Below are 19,160 nucleotides of genomic sequence, written 5' to 3' on the forward strand. Positions count from 1 at the left end.
TCAGGCTACCAGATATGAAAAATACATTTACGTTTTTGATTAGAATAATTCACTAATTTCTTCTCAGCCTTTCTGAGTAACCTATACTTATAACGTATTTCTTCAGCATCCTCAATGCATTTGCCTTTTTCAAATGCAAGAGCATTAAAATACTCCGAATCCCACTCTGAGAGTTTTTCTCCGTGTTTCCTCTCAAAGCATGTATTACTATGCTCATTTTTAAAAAACATTCGTTGTTCTGTAACTTCAATTACCTTCTCTACACTTGTTGATGATACCCCCTGACTACTTTGTTTATACAAGGTATTCATATAGGTTTCTTCAGAAATTGAAGTCTTTATTCTTAGCGTATCATTCTCAATAAAATAATTTTCTAAAAATGTTTCATTACCAAAACCTTGTTTATAAACATGAGTCATTAATAGTAACTCTTTATTTTGATAATAAAACTCAATTCTTCCGGACAAATCTTCAGAACATTTATAATATTTTGTCCTGTTTTCTATTAGAGTATCCTTATCAGTTATTCTTCCTAAGAAAGCCTCATAAACATCATTGGTCTTATCAAAAACATCCTGACAATATCCAACATTTAATACAAACAAAAATAAGATACCACTATAAAGCCTCATAGGTTTAATAAATTTTCATAATATATTTCTGTAATATATTTTTTGCCATTCTCTTTTCAAAATTAAGTATGTCGCATATCGTCCGACAGCAACACTTTCTTCCGAATCACAATTTCTTATCTCTCTCTCTGAAACATCAACAGCATATAATAAATTTAAAAAATCATTAAATGCATTGTTTATTTTTTCTAAAAGCAATTGTTCAATATCTAAAAAGAGTTCTTTAAAAGTTGAGTTCTTGTTTATTTCATAATCAATACCAGCTCTATTAAGGTCTTTCTGAAGTTGTAAAATTAATTGAGGATATAGATCAGATCCCCCAACCTGTTCCATTAACTGCTCAACCGATACAATATTTGGGTGTTTAGACACTTCTATTCATTAATTGCTCCCCAAAAGCTTGCAAAACTTTCTTTTTATCTTCTGAAATAGACAAATTATCCAAAACCTTAAAAGCCTTATTTGTATATTTTTCGATTTCCAATCTTGTTTTCTCTTTAGCTCCAGTAGTTTCAAAAATACCTTTAACAGTCTGAATCTTCTCTGACGGATTTTCAGGGTTTAAAGAAAACAAACCTTCTAACTGTTTTTTCACACTACTATCTGCATCTTCCATTGCCTTAAGATACAGAAAAGTCTTTTTGTTTTCAATAATATCTCCACCAACTTGTTTGCCAAACGTAGCCGGATCACCAAACGCATCCAAATAATCATCTTGCAATTGAAATGCAAGACCTAACAACCTCCCAAAATCATAAATAGAGCATTTACAAGTTTCAGAAGCATTGGCTACGATTGCACCCATCTTCATTGCAGCAGCAACTAGTACTGCCGTTTTATACTCAATCATTTTTAGATACTCCGGAATGGTGACATCGTCTCTAGTTTCAAAATCGATATCATACTGCTGCCCTTCACATACCTCTATAGCAGTTTTAGTGAATAATTTAGCTAATTCTTTAAATGTATCTCCGCTATAGTTTTCGAAAAGCTGGTACGCATTAATCAACATAGCATCTCCTGAAAGAATACCTGTGTTAATATCCCATTTTTCGTGTACTGTTTCCTTACCTCTGCGCAATGGAGCATCATCCATAATATCATCATGTATCAAAGAAAAGTTATGAAAAACTTCTATCGCCAAAGCTGCATCAAGTGCTTTTTGGTATGAACCTCCGAAAATTTCAGAAGTCATTAATACTAATGTTGGCCTAAGCCTTTTTCCTCCAAGATTTAGAATATATGAGATAGGTTCATAAAGGTTTTTTGGCTCTTTTTGTATTGTATTTCTTGATAGGTAGTCTAAAAAATATCCTTGATAATCTGAAATGGTATGCACTGTAATTTTTTATGCTAAAGTAAATGAATCTTTTCAATTGAGATATGCTAAAAATCAACTTCACCACTATTTAGCTAATAAACAGAACATTAAGGCAATGTTAAAAAATTGTGAAACTTAGGAAACTTTTAATGTTTTTAAAGTTTCCTGATATATATTTGCCAAACTAAAATTACCCTTAGATGAAGGAAAAAATAATAGAAAAAGCAAATGATATGTTTTTGAACTTTGGTTTCAAAAGCGTTACTATGGATGATCTTGCTTCGGAAATGGGGATTTCTAAGAAAACTATTTATGCACATTTTCAGAATAAAACAAAATTGGTGGAAGCTACTACTGACCATCTGTTTTGTACAATTAGTGATGGTATAGATGCTATTTTAGAAGAAAATAAAGAACCTATTGAAGAATTATATGCGATCAAAGCTTTTGTAATGTATCACTTGAAGGATGAGAAAACATCTCCTCAATACCAGCTTCAAAAGTATTACCCAAAAATACATAATAACCTTAAAGTAAAGCAATTCGAAACTATGCAAGAATGCGTTATCGAAAATCTCGAAAGAGGCATCAAAAAGGGAGTTTTTAGAGAGAATATTGATATTCAAATTATATCAAGACTCTATTTTATGGGAATGATCGGAATAAAAGATCAGGAAATGTTTCCAAGACAAGGTTTTCCGGTATCAAAGTTAATGGCAGATTACTTAGAGTATCACGTACGTGGTATTGCCACAGAAAAAGGATTAAAAATTTTAAACAAGCTAATAAAAGAACAATAAATTATGAGAAACAACCTTTGGTCTTTATGTTTCTTTAGCCTATTCACAGTATTTGGTTTTGCACAGGAAACCCCAGTTTCCTCTCAGTATTCCTTTACACTAGATGAAGCTATTGAATTTGCACTAGAGAATAGTTATCAGTCCATCAACGCCAGGCGTGATGTGGCTAAAGCCTTAAAACAAAAATGGGAAACTACGGCAACCGGGCTACCACAAATTAGTGCAGCAATTGATTATCAAAATCAACTAAAACAACAACCGATTTTATTTCCGGCAATTGATGAAGATACGGGGCAACCTATTGATGGTCAGTTTCAAGAATTTTTCACACCTCAACAACAGGCCTCAGCAACCGCCACATTATCACAGCTTTTGTTTGATGGATCCTATCTTGTTGGATTAGAAGCAGCCAAAAGTTTCTTACAATTCAGTAATGACTCTGAGGAAAAAACTCTGCTTACAGTGCGTGAAAGTGTTATTAATGCATATGGAAGCGTTTTAGTATCAGACGAAAGTGTAAAAATTCTTCAAAATAATAAAGAAGCACTAGAGAAGAACTATGAAGAAAGAAAGAAGATTTTCGAAAATGGCTTAGCAGAAGAAGAAGATGTAGAACAATTACAGATTACATTGTTACAAATCACAAACCAATTAAATAACGCTAAACGATTGGCCAAGATTGCATTACAGATGTTTAATCTTACGATTGGTGTTGATGTAGATTCTAATACTGTTTTATCAGATACTCTTGATAATTTGACTGTTAAAAATACAGATCAATCTTTAGGGACAAAACCCTTTATGATCGAAAACAATATTGATTACAGATTGGGATATCTGTTAACTGAACAACGAAGATTAGAGTTAAAATTAGAGAAAAGTAGAGCATTACCAACTTTATCTGCTTTTGTTAATTACGGAACAGCCGCTTTCGATAATGACTTCGTGTTTTTTGAAAGTGAAACAAGATGGTTTCAATCTTCTGTTTTAGGAGTTAGTCTTAACATACCCATTTTTAGTTCTTTAGGAAGAAGCGCTAAGACACAGAGAGCCAGAATTGCTTTTGAACAAGCAAACACTTCTTTTATAGAGGCGCAACAGCAAATTCAGCTTCAATATAATAGTACACTAAGCGATTATCAACTTTCTTTAGAAACTTATGAAACTTCTAAACAAAACCTTTCTCTAGCGGAAAGAATAGAAAACAAAAATCAAATCAAATATACTGAAGGATTAGCTTCCAGTTTTGAATTAAGGCAAGCTCAATTACAGTTGTACAGCGTACAGCAAGAAGTACTCCAAGCAATGTTGACAATCATAAATAACAAAGCTAAACTGGAATCAATTTTAAATACACCAAAAAACTAAAATATACCCATGAAAAAGATACTTATCATATTATCTGTATTTCTTCTTATCGTTTCTTGTGGGCAAGAAGGCGGAAAATCTATAGAAAAAGTCATTGAAAAAGGTGATTTAACAGCTATTAGAGCTAAAAGAAGTGAAGTTGTTGCAGAGCAGCAAGCCGTTGCTGATAAATTAAAACTATTAGATCAAGCAATTGCATCATTGGATACCATCAAAAAACTTCCGTTGGTTACCACGATACGCGCAAAAGACACTTTGTTTACTCATTATTTAGAATTACAAGGAAGTGTAGAAACTAAAAAGAATATTGTTTTATATCCAGAAACTTCTGGAACACTACTAAAAGTATTGGTCAAAGAAGGACAACGTGTTTCTAAAGGACAAACATTAGCTAGAATTGATGATGGTGGTCTTAGCCAACAAGTAGCTCAAATGGAAGTTCAGGCAGAATTAGCTAAAACTACTTATGAGCGTCAGAAAAAATTATGGGAACAAAAAATAGGTTCTGAAATTCAATACTTACAAGCAAAAACGAATTACGAATCTTCAAAAAATGGGGTTAATCAGATGAAACAACAATTAGCCAGATCTGTTGTAACTGCACCTTTTTCTGGAATTGTTGATGATGTCATTGCTGAGCAAGGAAGTGTAGTCGCTCCTGGGCAAACAGAATTGATTCGTATTGTTAACCTAAATGACATGTATATTGAGATAGAAGTTCCTGAAAATTACATCTCTAGTATTGTAAAAGGAAAAGAAGCAAAAGTTCATTTTCCAATACTTGGAACAACTATCGACACGAAAATCCGACAAGTTGGTAATTATATAAATCCTAATAATCGTTCATTTACAGTTGAAGTAGCTGTACCAAATAAAGATGGTGTTATTAAACCTAATCTTACTGCCAAAGTAAAAATCAATGATTACACCAGCGTAAAAGCAATTCTGATCCCACAAAGTATCATCTCAGAAAACTCTGAAGGAGATCAGTACGCATATGTTACTTCTGAAAAAAACACTAACAATATTGCAGAAGCAAAACGTACTATTGTAAAAACTGGAAAAACACAAGGGGATTTTATTGAAATCCTTGAGGGTATTAACAATGGCGACGCTATCATAAGTGAAGGAGCCAGAAGTGTTAAAGATGGTCAAAAAGTCGAAATCATAAACTAAAATCCTATGGAAGTTAAAAAGAAAAAAGTAGATAAGGAGTTTAGATTATCATCTTGGGCGATAGATAATCCTACTACAATCTATGTAATGATTGGTATATTCCTGGTTTTAGGGTTATCAGCATACTTTTCTATGCCTAGAGAAAATTTTCCTGAGATCAACGAAACTAAAATTTATATTAGTGTTCCATATCCGGGAAATACTGCAGAAGATATAGAGCGATTGATTGTTGATCCATTAGAAGATAAACTAAAAAACCTTGGAGGTGTTGTAGAAATCGTATCCACATCACAGGAAGATTATGGAATCATAACAGTAGAGTTCGAAGAAAAATTTACCGTAGCGCAAGCAAAACAAAAGGTTAAGGATGAGGTAGATTCTGAAAAATCCAATGAAGATTGGCCGACATTTAATGGAGCCAAGGTAGAACCTAATGTTTTTGATTTGAGTATCTCTGAAGAAACTCCAATAATGAACATCAATATTACTGGAGATTATCCAGTTGATAAACTCAAGTTGTTTGGAGAATATCTCGAGGATGAAATTGAAGATCTAAAAGAGATCAAAGGCGTAGATATTAGAGGTGCACAGGAAAAAGAAGTAGAAGTAGCTGTTGATATCTATAAAATGATGGCTGCAAAAGTGAGTTTTGACGATGTACTGAATACTATCAGAAATGGTAACATTACCATGTCTGCCGGAAATATGATTACCAGTGGACAACGAAGAACTATTAGAATTCTTGGAGAAATCGATCAACCATCAGAATTAGATAATTTTGTAGTAAAATCCCAAGATGGAGCTGTGTATTTACGAGATATAGCAAAAGTAACTTTTAAAGAAGAAGATCGAACAACTTATGCCAGAGAATTTGGTGATAATGTAGTGATGTTAGAAGTAAAGAAACGTTCTGGAAAAAACATGGTAGAAGCCGCAGATAAAATCTTGAAAATCGTTGCTGATGCCGAGGAAAATGTATTCCCAACCGATCTAAACATAAGTATCGCAAACGACCAGTCATCTAAAACTATTAACCAGGTAGATGACTTGGTTAACAATATCATCTTTGGAATCATTTTGGTCGTAGGTGTTCTAATGTTCTTTTTAGGGTTTAGAAACGCATTATTTGTTGGATTTGCCATACCTATGTCCATGTTTATGTCTTTTATGATCCTATCTTTATTAGGATATACCATGAATACTATGATCCTATTTGGATTGATAATGGGATTAGGGATGCTGGTAGATAATGGTATTGTGGTTGTAGAAAATGTGTATCGACTAATGGAAGAAGAGGGAATGTCTCGCATTGAAGCTGCTAAAAAAGGTATCAGTGAGATTGCATTCCCAATCATAATCTCTACATTAACTACTGTGGCCGCTTTCGTTCCGCTAGCATTATGGCCAGGCGTAATGGGGCAGTTCATGAAATATTTTCCAATAACGCTTTCTGTAGTATTAGGTTCCTCATTATTTGTTGCAATATTCATCAACTCTATGTTAGTCTCACGATTCATGGAGATTGGCGAAAAAGTATTAACCTTAAAGCAATTAATTAGAGTAACTCTTATACTTGGTGGATTCGGAATTTTTATTCTAATTGTTGGAGGTGCAGCGAGAGGACTTGGTACTTTAATGATCTTTACGGCGATTATGTTCTGGATTTATAAATACTTGTTAAAAGGTGCTGCAAATTTTTTCCAAAGACGAATTTTAACCTGGTTAGAGAATAGTTATCAAAGATTTTTATCTTTTGCATTAAAGGGATGGAGACCTACAATGTTCTTTTTAGGAACATTTGCTTTCCTCATTGTTGTATTTATGATGTTTGGTGCATCTGTAGGAAGTCAGCGCACTAAAATCGAATTTTTTCCAGATAACACTCCTAATCAGATTATTGTTTATATAGAATATCCACAAGGAACAGATATTGATAAAACTAATAGGATTACTAAAGAAATTGAAAACCGTGTATATGCCATCATAAATGATCAGGAATATATTGAAGGTGAAGATTATAACTTTCTGGTAGAAGCTGCTGTATCTCAGGTAGGAGAAGGTGCCGGAAATCCCTTAACAGACGGAGGTAGCAGTGCAGAAATGCCACATCGTGCAAAAATTATTGCCGCGATGAGAGAATACAAATTCAGAAACGGAAAAGATTCTGAAGTACTTAGACAAAAAGTACAAGATGCCTTAAAAGGAATTTATCCCGGAGTTGCTATTTCCGTAGAAAAAGATGCTGTAGGTCCACCAGCTGGATATCCTATAAACATCGAAATCGAAGGAAAGGACTATGATGAATTGATTAATGTAGCAGAACGTATGCGAAACTTCATCAATGAAAAGAATATTCCGGGTATCGAAGAACTAAAAATAGATGTAAACAAAGGAAAACCTGCAATGCAAGTAGCGGTTGATCGCCAAAAAGCTGGAGAACTAGGAGTAGCAGCAGGTCAAGTAGGAAATCAATTACGTCGTTCTATTTTTGGTGAAAAAGCTGGTGTTTACAAAAAAGAAGGAGAAGACTACGATATATATGTCCGTTTTGATAAAAATGATCGTTATAATACCAGTGCTTTATTCAATCAAAATATTACGTTTAGAGATCAGGCAACCGGTAGACTTAAAGAGATTCCTGTTTCCGCTGTTGCTTCTAAAAAGAACACCTCTTCTTTTAGTGCCGTGAAGCACAAAGATACTAAAAGAGTAGTAACGGTGTATTCTGGATTACAACCTGGCTATACAGATGCTGGAGCTATTGTAGCTCAAATTCAAACCGAAATGGCTAGTTTTACCGATTTACCCAGAGGTGTAAAAATTGATTATACTGGTCAAATTGAAGAACAAGGTAAACAGATGTCTTTCTTAATGGGTGCTTTCTTCGCTGGACTAGGATTAATAATGCTAATATTGATTTTTCAGTTTAGCTCCATCTCAAAACCCACCATTATAATGCTTGCCATATTCCTTAGCTTTATTGGGGTTTTTGGCGGTATATTAATCACAGGGGCTCCTTTCGTAATTATGATGACCATGATGGGGATTATCTCTCTTGCTGGGATTGTAGTAAATAATGGTGTAGTATTACTGGATTACACACAATTATTGATCGATCGTAAGAAGGGAGAACTTAATGTTCCCGAGAAAGAATTACTACCAAATGATGAAGTGATGAAATTAATAGTAAAAGGAGGTAGAGCCCGTCTTAGACCTGTAATTTTAACAGCTATTACAACAGTATTAGGTTTGATACCATTAGCGGTTGGATTTAATATTGATTTCTTCTCTTTATTTTCTTCGTTTGATCCAAAAATTTATATAGGTGGAGATAATGTAATTTTCTGGGGACCATTGGCTTGGGCAGTTATTTATGGATTGATCATCGCTACCTTCCTTACGCTTATTATTGTACCATGTTTATTCTTTATTGTACATAAAGTAAAAGCTAGATTTAGCGGAAAGAAAAGCGCAAATACTATAATAATTAATGATCAAGATTTTGAAAGTGATGGAAATACTGAGGTTCCTGTACCTTCAGCCACATAATTGAGAAAACCTAATTGTACCAAAAAACGCCGCAAAATTTGCGGCGTTTTCTACTACTCAACATATTATTATGTTTATAGGTTTTCTGATAATGGTATTGGTAAAACATTAAACACCTGATCACCAGCTCTATCAATAGGCAAAGTATTAGACAATCCATATCGTCTAAGATCAAACATTCTATGGTTTTCTGACCATAAAGAATAACGTCTCTGATTTAAAAGTTCAGTTGTTAAATCTGCTGTATTTTGTAAACCTGCATAATCTGCTAAACCAGCAGCATTACGAATTACATTAAGCGCATCCTCAGCATCTTGTAAGTTATTCGCTAATATACTTGCTTCGGCGTAAACTAAAATTAACTCTTCATTTCTAATAATATCAATATCAGATATATTAGAGACATATAACCTTGTCTCATTAGTTCCTGTTAGTCCATCCTGAATACTTGGATCCGGTCTAACCGCAGTCTTCGTAGTCACTCTTGTATCACCAGCTTCTGCTTCATTAATCCAACTATCGTGTACAATAATTTGATCTCCATTATTAGGTTCTGCTGCAGAGACTGATGCAACTCTAAAAACAGGATTTGCTCGATCTCCTCCACCGCCTAATCCAAAAACATACTTCGGACCTAAATCCAAATCACCTGAAAGACTAAAATACGAAGCATTCAATGCTGCTAAGGCTGTAGTTCCATCGCCATCATAAACTGCTGCAACTGATGATATTGCTCTATTAAACTGAGCAAATGTTGTTGGTGTATTAAAACCATCATAACCACTACTTAAAGAAAATGCAAATGATGATCCAGCAGCACTTAAATCTGTATTCGCTTCATTCAATAAATTCCTGACAAATGTTAATACTTCTCCGATTTCAAGAAGAGGTCCCAAGTTATTTGGATCAGCTACATCTACTCTAGCCATTCCATAAGACTTCAAAATTTGAATTAATTCATAAGCTATTATTGTCTTAGCGAATCCTAAATAACCATTTCTTTCCGCATCTGTAACTGTACTAGTATTGCTTGCTGCATCTATTAAAATATTAGCATTTTTAATACATCTATAGCTCCCGTTCCATTGAGAAGTACTATAAAAAGAGTTATTATCAAGAGTTATTCCTTCTTTACCTAACAAATCCCCAGTATTTCTAGGATCTGCATCAAACAAATACAATTCTCTTGCCATAGTTCCACTTGCTGTGACATCTACTCCTAAACCATTTCTGGTTGTAGACTCCACACCTACTGCTAATTCATTTAATTGAGCAACAGTAGCATTAGCAAGAACTCCTCCAACACTAGGACCATTAGGATCAACTACCTCATCTATCGAACAAGAAGTAGTTACAAAAGCGAAAAGGAATAATACAATTACATACCTAGTCGCGATTTTAAATATATTTTTCATCTTCTTTCTATTAAAAATTAACATTTAAATGCAAGTAAAATTGTTGCGAACTTGGGAATGGAGTTACCTCGATACCACTAGACAGACCTGCTCCACCATTTACGGAAACTTCTGGATCATAACTACTATAATCAGTGATCGTAAATAAATTTCTTCCAGACAACCCAAGTTTAATATCACTTACAGTATCTCCAAAAAGTGACTTAATATTATCCGACGAAATACGGTAATAAATTGCAGCTTCTCTTAATCTTACATAACCTGCAGGTTCAACAAAACGTTCTGCATTTGCAGGAGTTGCTAAACGAGCCTGCCCTTCTGGAGTTTCTAAATCAGGACTTGTTCCTCCTAAATCGGTAAGGAATCTAGACAAATTTAAGTTATCTCCACCTTTTTTCCACTGTAATAAGAATGAAACATCCCATTGTTTAAATAAGGTAAGCTGATTATTAAAAGCCATTTGAAAATCTGGTTCTACGTTTCCTACTTGAGTAAGAGTCCCATCAATATTACCCACTAACTGTGTTACAGGCTGACCTTCTTCTATAAAGAATGTACCCAATCCAGTTCCAAATCCAGCACCTGGTTGTGCAAAAGCAGGTACATCTAATCTCGTTACTTCGGATCTATTCAAGTAAAACTGAATCCCAGTATTCCAATAAAAATTATCTGAATCAAGTACATCTGCTCTTAAAGCTAATTCGACACCTTCATTCTTTAAGTCCGCTAAGTTGGTAGTCTCTGTAGTAAAACCAGATGATGCTGGTAAAGATCTCGATAAGATCAAATCCTTAACATTCTTATTATAATACGTTGCTTCCAAAGAAACTCTACTATTCAAAAATCCAAGATCAAAACCAACCTCGAATTCGCTAGCTGTTTCTGGCTCAACGTCAGGATCTCCATTAAGACCAGCAACAGATGAACCTCCGTTTCCTCCAATATTAGAAGAACCTAAACTTGTAAAAGTTGCACCAAAAGCAGCTGGATTTCCAGTCTCACCATAGGCAGCTCTTAACTTTAACTGGTTCATTGCTTCTATATTCCAAAAGTCAAAACTAGAAACATTTACAGCTAAAGATGCTTTTGGAAATCCATAAAACTCATTTGGATCACCATTTCTAGAAGATTTATCTAAACGGTACCCTAATGTTGCTATGAATTGATTTTTATAGTTAGCTTCTATTTGACCAAAATAACCAAAATCCTCTTCACTAGATAAAAACTGGTCAATAACCTGGTTTACAGATTGATCAACATTAGTTTGACCAACGGATAAATCAGAACCTCTACTATTTACTAAATTAGCTTCTTGATCTAAGTATGTAATACCAAGTTGTGTTGTTAAATCTAGATCATCACCTAACATATCGTGATCCCAAATTGCAATAGCCTGAGCATTGATTTGAGTAAAATTATTTTTACCTTGAGAAATAAATCCTTCTTGCCCACCTACTTGTGCTTGATGCTCCTTTGGAACAAAAACATAGGTTTCATTTGCTAAGTAATCTATACCTCCATTAATTAGGAATCGAACTCTATTTCTTTCATTCGTAAAGAGCTTTGTATTTAATTTAAATCCTTGGATGATTCTATTATTTGTATCTTCATTTTTTGCCTGATCCCTTACAAATAATGGATTTCCTGGATAATTTGGGTTATTTGGGTAATTCCCATTAGCATCAGGAAATAAATTAACCCAAGGACGCGTAAATGCCAAGGTGTAACCATAACTTAATCCACCTTCATTCTCATTACCTGTAAAACTTCTGCTTGAGTTACTTCTAACAAAGTTGGTAGTAGATGTAAAATCAAATACATCAGAAATCTTATGATCAATATTTGCTCTTAAAGACAATCTATCGAATCCTGTATTTTTTATAATCCCTTCTTCATCACGAAAAGAACCACCTACATAAAACTGCGTTTTTTCATTTCCTCCTGTTACATTTAATCTTGTATCGGTAATAAAACCTGTATTTCCATAAATTTCGTCTTCATAATCAATTAGACCTCCATTAGCTATAGCATCTTCAAACCTTTGTCGTTCTGTAGCATCAAATGTATCTTCTACTGATTGTGCTGTCCAAGGTCTAAGTCCTAGTCTATTTTGAATTACGGTAATTCCTGTGTCCTGACTAAAACTAATTTTAGTCCTTCCTCCTTTACCTCTTTTTGTTGTAATTATTACTACCCCAGCATTACCTCTTTGTCCATAAATGGCTGCAGCCGAAGATCCTTTTAAAACTTCAATATTCTCAATATCGTTTGGATCTAAATCCGCTAATCTATTTCCTGAATTCTCTTCATTTCCTCTGTTTCCTCCAGATGCAAAACGTAATCCAGATGGAATCTCTACGTTGTTTATATATACACCATCAACAATAATTAACGGTTGATTATTTCCATTAATAGAAGATATCCCTCTTAATCTTAATGCAAATCCTCCTCCAGGAGCACCAGAAGAAGCTGTTATATTTACCCCTGTCACTTTACCATATAGCGCTCCGTCTACAGTAGTTTGACTAGTATTACCAACAAGCTCTTCTGAAGATACAGTAGAAACTGCATTTGCTAGATTCTTCCTTTTAATAGAAGAACCTAATCCGGTAACAACTATCTCATCTAATGCTTCTAATGACTCTTCTACCTGAATTGTAATTGCACCCGCATTATCAACGTTAACCTTTTTAGTAGTAAATCCGATAGAAAACACTCTCAATGTTACAGGAAGGTTACTGACAGTAAGTGAAAAATTACCATCAATATCACTTGCAGTTCCGTTACTAGTTCCGTCTTCCACAATGTTGATAAAAGGTACTCCTTCTCCAGTACCTTCATTAATTACCTTTCCAGTAATTGTCTCTTGTGCCAATAGCACAACCGGAAAGAAAAACAAGAATAGCAAAAGCCCCTTGCTAATTTGTGATTTTTTTTTCATAATGATTTGTTTATAAGTTTGGCTAAATCTATTAAAACATTCTTACAAAAAAAAGTTAAAGCTAACATATGTTAGTTCCGAACTAATTGACTTTCAAATAAATATAAGTAAAAACCATAATATTTTTATAGTAAAACCATATTTTTTAAATTCCAAATTCATTTTAACTTAAGACCTTCATTTTCGCAAAAACTCCATCTATTTAATATTAAACTTCTTATTTTTGCAGCCTTAACAACTAGCTATGTATAGAAGTCATTCTTGTGGTGAATTACGCACCTCAGATATTAATAAAGAAGTTATCCTATCAGGATGGGTGCAAAAAGCACGAGATAAGGGTTTTATGATTTGGGTTGATCTAAGAGATCGATATGGTATTACTCAATTAATCTTTGATGAAGAACGTACACCCGTAGATGTTGTAGAAAAGGCCAAAACTCTGGGTCGTGAGTTTGTAATACAGGTTAAAGGGAACGTTATTGAACGTGAGTCTAAAAATCCAAATATGCCAACCGGTGATATTGAGATTTTAGTTACAGAATTACAAATTCTTAATGAAGCACTGGTTCCTCCATTTACTATAGAAGATGAAACTGATGGTGGTGAAGATATCAGAATGAAATATCGATACCTGGATATAAGAAGAAATCCTGTAAAAAATAGTTTGATGTTTCGTCACCAAGTAGCGATGAAGGTTCGTAACTATCTATCCGAAGAAGGATTTATTGAAGTAGAAACACCATATCTTATCAAATCTACTCCTGAAGGAGCACGTGATTTTGTGGTACCTTCTCGTATGAATGAAGGTCAATTCTATGCATTACCTCAATCTCCTCAGACTTTTAAGCAGCTGCTTATGGTTGGTGGAATGGATAAGTATTTCCAGATTGTAAAATGTTTTAGAGATGAAGATCTTCGAGCAGATAGACAACCAGAATTTACACAGATTGACTGCGAAATGGCTTTTGTAGAACAAGAAGATATTTTGAATATTTTTGAAGGGCTTACTCGTCATTTGATTAAGGATATAAAAGGTCAGGAAATTAGTGATTTCCCAAGAATGACCTATGATGAAGCTATGCGCACGTATGGTAATGATAAACCGGATATTCGTTTCGGAATGAAATTCGGAGAACTTAATAAGGTTGCCCAACATAAAGACTTTAAGGTTTTTAACGATGCCGAATTGGTTGTTGGAATTGCAGTTCCGGGTGGCGCTTCATATACAAGAAAAGAGATCGATAAGCTTATTGATTGGGTAAAACGCCCACAGGTAGGAGCACTTGGAATGGTATATGCTAAATGCAATGAAGATGGAAGCTTCAAATCCTCTGTAGACAAGTTCTATGATCAAGAAGATCTCTCAAAATGGGCAGAAGTTACTGGAGCAAAAGCTGGAGATCTTATTTGCGTACTTTCGGGGGATGCTACTAAGGTTAGAGGACAATTAAGTGCTTTAAGAATGGAACTTGCTGAGCGACTAGGCTTGAGAAATCCAGAAGAATTTGCTCCATTGTGGGTAGTAGACTTTCCTTTATTAGAATGGGATGAAGATACAGAGCGTTATCATGCAATGCACCACCCTTTTACTTCTCCAAAACCAGAAGATATCCCTCTTTTAGATTCTAAACCGGGTGATGTTAGAGCTAATGCATATGACTTAGTTTTAAATGGAAATGAAATAGGTGGAGGATCCATTCGTATTCACGATAAAGAAACCCAAGCGTTAATGTTTGATCATTTAGGGTTTACTCCAGAAGAAGCGAAAGAACAATTTGGTTTCTTACTAGATGCATTTCAATATGGTGCTCCTCCGCACGGAGGAATTGCGTTCGGGTTTGATCGATTGGTTGCTATTCTTGGAGGCCAGGAAACCATTAGGGATTTTATAGCATTCCCCAAAAACAATAGTGGTCGGGATGTAATGATCGATGCTCCTGCTAATATTGATAAAGAACAACTTAAGGAATTACATATTCAACTAGATTTATAAAACAAAACATCCCGCCAAAAGCGGGATTTTTTGTTACCTTTAGTCTAAACCAAGACTAACCTATACATGCCAACTAAAAAAAAGACACTGCTTCATAGGTTTTTGATTTGGCGATATCGTCATATTTCTAATAAAAACTTTGTCCTTATACTAAGTATATTTGTTGGATTCTGTGCTGGTCTTATATCTCTTCTTCTTAAGAATATCACGCATTTAATCCAGGTAGTTCTGGAAAGTGATATCATTTCTTGGCAAACGTCATTCTATTTTGTCATTCCGATAATTGGACTTCTTATTGTATATGTTATTACTAAATTTATAATCAAAAAAGACGTAAAATCAGCCATTCCTTTGATTTTATATTCTCTTTCCAAAAAAGAGGGGAAGATAAAACCATTAAGCGGATATTTACCACTCCTCCTCGCTCCGATAACCGTTGGATTTGGAGGTTCTGTTGGTTTATTAGGGCCCGCAGTTGGCTCGGGTTCAACTTTGAGTTCAAATATTAGTTCGTTATTTAAACTAGATAGTAAAACTCGATTTTTATTAATCGGTTGCGCTGCAGCAGGTGCTATCTCTGCAGTATTTAAATCCCCTTTAGCCGGTTTGGTTTTTGCTGTAGAAGTATTTAGTCTTGACCTAACCCTAGCCTCATTATTACCATTATTATTTGCATCTGTATCTTCGATCATTACGTCTTATTTCTTTCTTGGAGATGAAGTATTATTTAGTTTTGATGTTATAGAAAAGTTTGATATTTATGACACCCCTTTTTATATAATTCTAGGAGTTGGGACTGCTATTGCTTCTATTTATTTTACTAAAATGTATTTTGGTATTTTGCATTTTTTTGATCGCTTTCCAAAAAAAATTCATCGCTTATTAATAGGTGGTTTTGCTATCGGAGGTATGCTATATTTTATTCCTCCCCTTTATGGAGAAGGATTAGGTTTTATAAATGATCTTCTTAATGGAAATCACTTAGCGGCAATTGGAAATACTCCTTTTGATAACATGACCAGTAATATTTGGATGATCATAGGATTATTAACGGGAATAACAATATTCAAAGCTATTGCAATGACAGCTACCTTTGCCGCGGGAGGATCAGGAGGAATTATAATTCCTACAATGGTTATGGGTAGTGCGTTAGGTAATGTGGTTTCTAAAATCATAAATAATCTAGGTATGGGGTTTCAAGTATCTGAAGCTAACTTTACCTTATTAGGAATGGCAGGATTAATTGCTGGTGTGTTACACGCTCCTCTTACTTCGATATTTCTTATCGCGGAAATCACTTCCAGTTATGAACTGTTTGTACCACTAATGATAACGACAGCGATATCGTTTATTATTTCAAAAAATAGAATTGAACATAATATTTATACTAGAGAATTAGCAGAGCAAGGTCATTTACTTACTCACGATAAAGATCAAACTGTACTCACTCTTATGAAACTAGATGATTGTATAGAAACTAATTTCATCCCTGTAAACCCAGAACATACACTGAAGCACTTACTGAGCGAAGCAGTGGCTAAATCTAATAGAAACTTATTTCCCGTTATTGATGAATCTAATATTTTGATAGGAATCGTGACACTTGATGATATAAGAGATATTATGTTTGACATTTCTTTATATCATAAAACCACTGTAGAAATGGTAATGACACAAGTAGCTACAGCTATTATTTATGAAGATGATAACCCTAAAACTGCCATGCGTAAATTTCAGGATACTGGAGCCTGGAACTTACCTGTCATTAAAAATGGAAAATATCACGGTTTTATCTCTAAATCCAAATTATTAACTGCCTACAGAAGAAAACTTATTAACTTCACAAGATAAATTAACTGCCTTTACACTAATCGTTATAATTAATACAAAAGAAAACCTGCTAAAAACTAATTTTTAACAGGTTATTTAACACTTAATAAAATTGAAATTATTTTTTGATTAATTGAACTACTTGTGTTCTACCATTAAAAGCTATTTTCATCAAATACATTCCTTTTGTGAGATTAGGCACTGCAATATCAATAGTATTTTGTTGTATATCAATCTGTTCATTTCCTAGAACTTTTTTACCCAAAATATCATACATTGCTACTTCTACCTCGTTCAATTTTATGTCGGCTAATTGAAAAGAAACTTTTAATGAATTTGTAAAAGGGTTAGGCCAAGCTTTTACAAAATCCAGATTCGATGTATCAACTTCATCAACTCCAAGTGTTCTAGATGTAGGCTCTCCGATTAATACTAATCCAAACGTTGTTCCGAATGTAGCGGTTCCATTGGAAACTGTTGCAAACGTCCCAGAAAAGTAATCTTGTAATTCTGTTCCATCATCCCAAATTCCGAACACATCTAATGCTCCGGTAAAATCATTATCGTTACCAGTATACACAAGGGCTTCATCCTGAATACCATTTTTATTATACTCTCTTTTAAATACATATGGACTATCCTGTAATTTATTATGCTTCCCTGCTCCTACGGAAACATGTTCTCTTCTGAACTTCCCGATTTTCTGAAAGTGTCTTAAGGTTTGGGATGCTAATGAGTTTGAATTATTCAATTCATCAAAATTCATATTAGATCTTAGCGTAGCATCTCCACTGGCACCTCCTCCTGGTGTTAATGTTCTAGCGGTTTCATCTCCATAATAAATCTGTGCCGGTCCTGGGGTCAATAATAACTTAGTTCCTGCTTCAAAAGTTTTTTGTCTATCTCGATCAAACACCTCTTCAGTATCGTGATTCGTTAAAAAATTCATAGCACTTTTGCCATCTACAAGTTGATTTTGTAATAGATTATCGTATCTACTAAAGATACTTTCTAATCCGTCATTTGCATTAAACCTAAACTCAAAGTTGATCAAATTTGCAAAACCATTATTATAGTAATCCACATTAAAACCGTCTCCTGTAAAGTTTCTTCCCATAGTTGGAGCGTTGTAATTAAAAACTTCACCTGTCATCCAAAAATCAAGATCATCTAATTTTTTATCAGGATTATTAGCCTTCCATTCTCTTAAAGCAATAACACCTTCAGTTTCTAGTTCTTTCCAAACATCTTCTTCCACGTGTTTAACTGTATCCACTCTAAATCCGTCAACGCCGTATTTTCTAATATAATCGATTAACCATTTGATAATATAATTTCTAGGAGATCTAGTTTTTCCAGTTCTTGTAAAGAAGTCATTGAGCTCCGTTTCCTGTATCTCTTTTCGACCTTCCTGATCCCATTTATCCAATAACCAACCTGGTACACTCACATTCTCATTAGAATCTGTTCTAATATCTGGTAGATTATTAACTAACTCACAAGGTATTGTGCCTTCAGGACCTTGGAAATTGCAATCAGGATCTCTTCGTACCCATTCGTCTGGCCAAGATTGATTCTGATCCGTACTGGTATCTGGCCCAACATGATTTAACACCACATCGAGTAATACTCTAATTCCGTGCTCATGAGCAATATCTACAAAAGTCCCAAAAAGCGCATTGGTTCCTAAATTAGCATCTATGTTCGTCCAATCTTTTGCCCAATATCCATGAAACCCATATCCGGCTCCCGGAACTGACCCATAAATATTTTCGATAGGTGGCGTAATCCAAAGAGCATTTACTCCTAACTCATCAAAATATCCTTCTTCTATCTTGTTAATTAGTCCCTGAAGATCTCCTCCTTCATAATTTCTTAATGGCGGACCATCTTGTGGTCTACTATATGCAAGATCATTCGTAGTGTCTCCATTTTCGAAACGATCCGTAAGGACAAAATAAACTGTTGCGCTCTCCCATATAAATGGTAGATTCTTATCAACTTGCGAATAACCCCATTTTACTGTAGAAAGTATTGCTATTACTACAATTAGTAAACTTTTTTTCATTGTGCGAATTTTTAATTTTAGTTTGTGTTTGATTTATGTATAAAGTCGAATTAGTTTAAATTTGAAT

12 protein-coding genes are annotated in these 19,160 nt (G+C 34.3%); 6 read left to right on the forward strand and 6 right to left on the reverse strand.

The window, feature by feature from the left end; all coding sequences use genetic code 11:
- Positions 1 to 5: 5 nt before the first annotated feature.
- From D1818_RS12145 to D1818_RS12155, 3 genes are read right to left on the reverse strand one after another with little or no spacing between them, the layout of a single operon-like run.
- Positions 6 to 632: a hypothetical protein gene (locus tag D1818_RS12145; RefSeq protein WP_118459270.1), complete on the reverse strand. Its 627-nt coding sequence runs from the start codon at positions 630 to 632 to the stop codon at positions 6 to 8.
- 15 nt (positions 633 to 647) lie between these two features.
- The gene (locus D1818_RS12150; protein WP_120752391.1) at positions 648 to 1,004 is read right to left on the reverse strand and encodes a hypothetical protein; all 357 of its coding nucleotides are present in this window, start codon (positions 1,002 to 1,004) and stop codon (positions 648 to 650) included.
- Positions 997 to 1,971, reverse strand: a complete 975-nt coding sequence (locus tag D1818_RS12155) for a polyprenyl synthetase family protein (RefSeq protein ID WP_118459272.1) — start codon at positions 1,969 to 1,971, stop codon at positions 997 to 999. The genes D1818_RS12150 and D1818_RS12155 overlap by 8 nt, the downstream gene beginning before the upstream one ends.
- Before the next feature lie 182 nt (positions 1,972 to 2,153).
- Here D1818_RS12155 and D1818_RS12160 point away from each other — a divergent pair, with 182 nt between their 5' ends.
- The 4 genes from D1818_RS12160 to D1818_RS12175 are packed head-to-tail and all read left to right on the forward strand — an operon-like array spanning position 2,154 to position 8,846.
- Positions 2,154 to 2,753: a TetR/AcrR family transcriptional regulator gene (locus D1818_RS12160; protein WP_118459273.1), complete on the forward strand. Its 600-nt coding sequence runs from the start codon at positions 2,154 to 2,156 to the stop codon at positions 2,751 to 2,753.
- 3 nt (positions 2,754 to 2,756) lie between these two features.
- Positions 2,757 to 4,121 carry a TolC family protein gene (locus D1818_RS12165; RefSeq protein ID WP_118459274.1) on the forward strand — a complete coding sequence of 455 codons (1,365 nt, stop codon included), beginning with the start codon at positions 2,757 to 2,759 and terminating at the stop codon, positions 4,119 to 4,121.
- Positions 4,122 to 4,130: 9 nt separating this feature from the next.
- A complete protein-coding gene (locus D1818_RS12170) occupies positions 4,131 to 5,297 on the forward strand; it encodes an efflux RND transporter periplasmic adaptor subunit (RefSeq protein WP_118459275.1) in 1,167 nt (388 codons plus the stop codon).
- Between the two features lie 6 nt (positions 5,298 to 5,303).
- Complete coding sequence (locus D1818_RS12175; RefSeq protein WP_118459276.1) at positions 5,304 to 8,846, forward strand: efflux RND transporter permease subunit; 3,543 nt, start codon at positions 5,304 to 5,306, stop codon at positions 8,844 to 8,846.
- Positions 8,847 to 8,920: 74 nt separating this feature from the next.
- Here D1818_RS12175 and D1818_RS12180 read toward each other — a convergent pair whose 3' ends face one another.
- On the reverse strand, positions 8,921 to 10,261 hold the full coding sequence (locus tag D1818_RS12180; RefSeq protein ID WP_162897277.1) for a RagB/SusD family nutrient uptake outer membrane protein: 1,341 nt from the start codon (positions 10,259 to 10,261) through the stop codon (positions 8,921 to 8,923).
- Between the two features lie 10 nt (positions 10,262 to 10,271).
- On the reverse strand, positions 10,272 to 13,202 hold the full coding sequence (locus D1818_RS12185) for a SusC/RagA family TonB-linked outer membrane protein (RefSeq protein ID WP_118459278.1): 2,931 nt from the start codon (positions 13,200 to 13,202) through the stop codon (positions 10,272 to 10,274).
- A 244-nt stretch (positions 13,203 to 13,446) separates the two neighbouring features.
- Between D1818_RS12185 and aspS the strand changes: the two genes are divergently transcribed.
- Entirely contained in the window at positions 13,447 to 15,195 is a 1,749-nt protein-coding gene (gene aspS, locus D1818_RS12190) for an aspartate--tRNA ligase (protein ID WP_118459279.1), read from the forward strand.
- Positions 15,196 to 15,261: 66 nt separating this feature from the next.
- Positions 15,262 to 17,046: a chloride channel protein gene (locus tag D1818_RS12195; protein ID WP_118459280.1), complete on the forward strand. Its 1,785-nt coding sequence runs from the start codon at positions 15,262 to 15,264 to the stop codon at positions 17,044 to 17,046.
- Between the two features lie 97 nt (positions 17,047 to 17,143).
- Here D1818_RS12195 and D1818_RS12200 read toward each other — a convergent pair whose 3' ends face one another.
- Entirely contained in the window at positions 17,144 to 19,093 is a 1,950-nt protein-coding gene (locus D1818_RS12200; protein ID WP_118459281.1) for an alpha-amylase family glycosyl hydrolase, read from the reverse strand.
- Positions 19,094 to 19,160: the final 67 nt, after the last annotated feature.

Origin of the sequence: Aquimarina sp. BL5 (genome assembly GCF_003443675.1) — a bacterium.
Taxonomy (GTDB): Bacteria; Bacteroidota; Bacteroidia; order Flavobacteriales; family Flavobacteriaceae; genus Aquimarina.

Bases quoted from the DNA above. Each gene is read 5' to 3' on its own strand.
- D1818_RS12145 (WP_118459270.1), bottom strand. From the start codon at position 632: ATGAGGCTTTATAGTGGTATCTTATTTTTGTTTGTATTAAATGTTGGA.
- D1818_RS12160 (WP_118459273.1), top strand. From the start codon at position 2,154: ATGAAGGAAAAAATAATAGAAAAAGCAAATGATATGTTTTTGAACTTT.
- D1818_RS12165 (WP_118459274.1), top strand. From the start codon at position 2,757: ATGAGAAACAACCTTTGGTCTTTATGTTTCTTTAGCCTATTCACAGTA.
- D1818_RS12170 (WP_118459275.1), top strand. From the start codon at position 4,131: ATGAAAAAGATACTTATCATATTATCTGTATTTCTTCTTATCGTTTCT.
- D1818_RS12175 (WP_118459276.1), top strand. From the start codon at position 5,304: ATGGAAGTTAAAAAGAAAAAAGTAGATAAGGAGTTTAGATTATCATCT.
- D1818_RS12180 (WP_162897277.1), bottom strand. From the start codon at position 10,261: ATGAAAAATATATTTAAAATCGCGACTAGGTATGTAATTGTATTATTC.
- D1818_RS12185 (WP_118459278.1), bottom strand. From the start codon at position 13,202: ATGAAAAAAAAATCACAAATTAGCAAGGGGCTTTTGCTATTCTTGTTT.
- aspS (WP_118459279.1), top strand. From the start codon at position 13,447: ATGTATAGAAGTCATTCTTGTGGTGAATTACGCACCTCAGATATTAAT.
- D1818_RS12195 (WP_118459280.1), top strand. From the start codon at position 15,262: ATGCCAACTAAAAAAAAGACACTGCTTCATAGGTTTTTGATTTGGCGA.
- D1818_RS12200 (WP_118459281.1), bottom strand. From the start codon at position 19,093: ATGAAAAAAAGTTTACTAATTGTAGTAATAGCAATACTTTCTACAGTA.